Annotated in this window: 3 protein-coding genes; all 3 read left to right on the top strand. The window is 73.3% G+C overall.

The genetic code is table 11. The annotated features are described in order from the left end of the window. The coding region (locus tag GT045_RS02980; RefSeq protein ID WP_161333200.1) for a PQQ-binding-like beta-propeller repeat protein at nucleotides 1–1,684 on the top strand (1,684 nt) is incomplete at its 5' end. A 97-nt stretch (nucleotides 1,685–1,781) separates the two neighbouring features. Beyond that, nucleotides 1,782–3,596: a PQQ-binding-like beta-propeller repeat protein gene (locus GT045_RS02985; RefSeq protein ID WP_161333201.1), complete on the top strand. Its 1,815-nt coding sequence runs from the start codon at nucleotides 1,782–1,784 to the stop codon at nucleotides 3,594–3,596. A gap of 175 nt (nucleotides 3,597–3,771) precedes the next feature. Next, on the top strand, nucleotides 3,772–4,458 hold the full coding sequence (locus GT045_RS02990; RefSeq protein WP_161294794.1) for a response regulator transcription factor: 687 nt from the start codon (nucleotides 3,772–3,774) through the stop codon (nucleotides 4,456–4,458). Nucleotides 4,459–4,702: the final 244 nt, after the last annotated feature.

The raw sequence follows: 4,702 nt of genomic DNA on the forward strand, positions 1-4,702 counted from the left end.
CGGCGCCCCCCAGACCCCGCCGGCGCAGGGCGCTTTCGGCGCGCCCCAGCCGCCCGCCGGTCCGCCGCAGCAGCCCCAGCCGGGCTACGGCTACCCCCAGCAGCCCGGCCCGTACGCCGGCGCTCCGGGCCCCGGCCCCTACGGCCACCCGCAGCAGCAGCCGGGCCCGTACGGCGCCCCGCCGCCCGGCTACGGCCACCCGCAGCAGCCGCCCTACCCGGGTATGCCCGGCGCCGCGCCCGGCGGTCCCGGCGGCGGCAAGCCGGGCTCCCGGAAGAAGACGGCCCTGATCATCGGTGGCGCGGTGGCCGCGCTGCTGGTCATCGGGGGCACGGTGTTCGCGGTCACCGGCGGAGACGACGGCGGTGGCGGCAAGAAGAAGCCCGTCGCCGCGGACAGCGACGACCCCAAGCCGTCCGGCAGCGCCTCGCCGACGCCCTCCGGCGGCGGTGCGGACCCCGAGAACCTCAACGAGGGCCGCAAGGCCGGCGAGGGCAAGGTGCTCTGGTACAAGCCGGCACCGGACGCCCCGGCGTCCGGCGCCGACGCGCCCGGCATGTGGGTCAGCGGCGACACGGCGGTGAAGGCGGCGTACAAGCAGGTCTTCGCCTTCGGTGCCGCGGACGGCAGCACCGCCTGGGGACCGCTGGCCTTCCCGCAGAAGATCTGCGCGGCCACCCCCCAGAAGTCCGCCGACGACAAGGTCGTCGTGGCGTACATGGACAGCGAGGGCGACCACGCCAAGTGCAATCAGCTCCAGCAGATCGACCTGCGCACGGGTGAGAAGGGCTGGAGCGCCGAGGTCGCCGACGGCGGCCTGTTCGACAGCGCCCTCAACGTCGAACTGACCGTGAGCGGCAAGACGCTGATGGTGGGCCGTTCCCAGTCCGGCACGGCGTACGACATCGACAGCGGCAAGAAGCTGTACGACAAGAAGCGGTACGGCCAGGCGTGCTTCCCGGTCGCCTTCGCGGGCGGCACCGACCGGCTGGTCCAGGTGGCGTCCTGCGCCGTCGGCACCGCCGGCGAGCACGAGGAGATCCAGCAGCTGGACCCGGCCACCGGGAAGGTGCGCTGGACCCAGAAGGTCAAGAAGGGCTGGGAGGTCAGCCGGGCCTACTCGGTGGACCCGCTCGTCGTCTACCTCACCAACCGGGACAAGAAGGTCTGGAACATCTCCACCTTCACCGCCGACGGCAAGTTCCGTTCGGAGGTCAAGGTGGACGAGAAGTTCGCCCCGCGCTGCGGCTGGGCGATCCTCGAACGCGAGCTGCAGGGCTGCCAGGGCGTCGCGGTCGACGCCGACACGCTCTACCTGCCCACCGACGCCACGATCAGCGCCAACGAGATCGTCGCGATCAGCCTCTCCGACGGCAAGGAGAAGTGGCGGGTCAAGTCCCCGGGCGACCGGCCGATGGCACCGGTGAAGGTCGAGGACGGCAAGCTCATCGCCTACGTGCAGCCGTCGTACGACACGGGCGGCCAGGTGGTGTCGGTGCCCGTCGCCGGCTCCACCCACACCACGACCAGCCTGTTGCACAACCCGCAGGGTGCCGCCGACGCCGAGAACACCTTCTACGACGGTGTCCTCGACTGGAGCGGCGGGCGGTTCTTCATCTCCTCGGGCCGGCTGTCCGGCAACGACGACTCCAAGGAGAAGCTGATCATGGCCTTCGGCAACTGAGCCCGGCGCACCGCCCCGTCCCCGCTCCGCCCGCAGCCCCGTCCCCCGAGTCCCCGCCGCAGTCCGGCCTCCCGAGCCTCACCGAGGTACCCGCGCCATGAGCCAGCCGCCCCCGCCGCCCCCGAACCAGCCCCCGCAGCCGCCGAACCAGCCGCCGCAGCCGCCGAACCAGCCGCCGCAGCCCTCGAACCAGCCCCCGGCGCAGCCGCCGGTCCAGGCTCCGCAGCCGGGCTACGGCTACCCGCCGGCCCCGCCCGCGCAGCCCCAGCCGCCGCAGCCCGGTTACGGCTACCCCGGCGCGCAGCAGAACCCGTACGCCCAGCAGCCGCCGGCCCAGCCCCAGGCGTACCCCGGCCAGCAGCCCCCCGGCTACGGCACGCAGCAGCACAACCCCTACGCCCAGCCCGCGCAGCCCGTCCAGGGCGTGCAGCCGGGTTACGGCTATCCGGGTCCGGGGCAGCCGCCCACCGCGGTGGCGCAGCCCCAGGGGGGCACCGGCGGCGGGCGGAACAACACCGCACTGCTCATCGTGGTCGCGGCGGTCGTCGCCATCGCGCTGATCATCGGCGGCGGGATCTGGTACGCCAAGTCCTCCGGGAGCGACGACAAGCACCCCGACACCGCCTCCTCCAGCGGTGGCCCGACCGGCACGGGCGGCTCCGGGAGCACCGGCGGCGGCAAGGAGAAGGTGCCGGACGACACCGCCTCCAAGGTGCTCTTCCAGGTGCCGCTGCCCCAGGCGGAGGACACGGTGGTCACCGCGGGCTCGTGGCTGACGGACAAGGTGTACGCCAAGAGCGGCGTCGCGGAGATCGTCGGCTACGACCCGGCCAAGGGCACCGAACTGTGGACGCTCAAGCTGCCCGGCCCCGTCTGCGCGGCGTCCGGCCACGCCGACGAGGACGGCCGCACGGCGATCGTCTTCCAGCCCAGGACGCCCGCGAAGGGGTCCACCGCGGGCTGCAGCCAGATCGCGGCGATCGACCTCACCGCGGGGAAGAAGCTGTGGACGAAGTCGGTCAACTCCGGTGACGTCCCGCTCACCTTCGACAACGTGACGGTCGCTCAGGGCAGCGTCGCGGTCGGCAGCCTCGAGGGCGGCGCCGCGTTCGACCTCGCGTCCGGCAAGCTGCTGTGGCAGCCGAAGCCGGCCGACACCTGCTTCGACGAGGGGTACGGCGGCGGCGCCCGGCTGGTCGCGGTGCGGCGGTGCGGCACGTACGACGACCGGCAGCTGCACATCCAGACCATCGACCCCAAGAGCGGGAAGGTGATCTCCGAGTACCGGATGCCCGACGGGGTGGACTACGCCGCCGTCGTCTCCACCGACCCGCTGGTGGTCTCGGGCAGCAGCACCAACGTCTCGGACTACTTCTCCATCGACGGCAAGACCGGCGAGCTGCTCGCCCGCATCTCGGCGCCCAAGGACACCTACGCGGGCCGCTGCAACGGCCTCAACCAGATCGACGGCTGCAAGCAGGTCGTCGCAGGCGGCGGCCGGCTGTACCTGCCGACCCAGCAGATCGACGGCAAGGGCGCGTACACCAAGACCAACGAGGTCGTCGCCTTCGACCTGAAGACCGGCAAGCCGACCGGCCAGCGCGCCGAGGCCGGTGACGGCTACTCCCTCTCCCCGCTGCGCATGGACGGCGGCAACCTGCTCGCCTACAAGGCGCCGCCGTACAACAAGGGCGGCCAGATCGTCAGCATCGACGGCGGTTCGTTCAAGGTGACGACGCTGCTGGAGAACCCCGCCACGCGGAGCGTGCGCTCGGCGGAGACCAGCCTGCTGCCGGACTACGCGGAGATCCTGTACGGGGGCGGTCGCCTGTACATGTCGTCCGTGTACGCCCACAAGTCCAGCCCGTACACCAAGGAGTACCTGGTGATGGCGTTCGGCACGGGCGGCTGACCGTGCCGCCGACGCCCTCGCCGGTGTCGCCCGAATGAGTGACTTGCCGAGAAGTGCCCCGGATTTCATCGATCCGGGGCACTTCTCGTCGGGAGGGGCAGCGCGACGTCGAACAAGCGTGTAGCTTCCGGGGGCATGACGGGCGGGGGTACCGGGGGGACTGGGGGGTTGCTCTATGGGCGTGCGGCTCATCGTCGTCGACGACCATCGCCTGCTCGCTGAGGCGCTGGCATCGGCGCTGAAGCTGCGCGGGCACCGGGTGGTCGCGGCGGCGGCGCCGGCCGCGGGCGCGGCGGATCTGGTGATCGCGCGGGCGCCGGAGGTCTGTCTGCTGGGCACGGCGGCGCCGGCCGATCCGGGCGTCTTCGACCCGGTGGTGAAGATCAAGCGGGAGCGCCCGCAGGTCGCGGTGCTGGTGCTGGGCCCGGTGCCGTCACCGCGCGGGATCGCGGCGGCCTTCGCCGCGGGCGCGTCGGGGTACGTGCGGCACGACGAGCGGATCGAGGGCGTCGAGCGGGCCATCATGAAGGCCCGGGCCGGGGAGGCCGCGGTCGCCCCGCAGTTGCTCCAGGGCGCCTTCGGTGAGCTGCTGAACCCTGCCGCGCAGCCCGACGACGAGGCGCAGCGCCTGCTGGAGATGCTGACGCCCCGCGAGGTGGAGGTGCTGGTGCGGGTGGCCGACGGGGAGGACACCCGGCTGATCGCGGCGGGCATGGGCATCGCGCCGAGCACGGCCCGTACGCATGTGCAGCGGGTGCTGATGAAGCTGGGTGTGGGGTCACGGCTGGAGGCGGCGGCACTGGCCGCGCGCACGGGCCTGCTGGACCGCGCGGGCTCCGCCCGGGTCCACGACACCGAATAGACGCCGCGCACCGGGGCGGCGGTACGGCGCGAGCGGCGCCCGGGTCCGCGGCACCGATTGGACGCCGTGCACCGGGGTGGCGGTACGGCGCGAGCGGCGCCCGGGTCCGCGGCACCGATTGGACGCCGTGCACCGGGGCGGCGGTACGGCGCGAGCGGCGCCTCGGCGGAACCGCCACGACGACGTCGGTGCCGCGCCGTACCGTGCCGGAGAGGCGCGGGGGGCCGCGCGGACAGCCCCGCCG

This window comes from Streptomyces sp. SID486 (assembly GCF_009865385.1).
Lineage (GTDB): Bacteria > Actinomycetota > Actinomycetes > Streptomycetales > Streptomycetaceae > Streptomyces.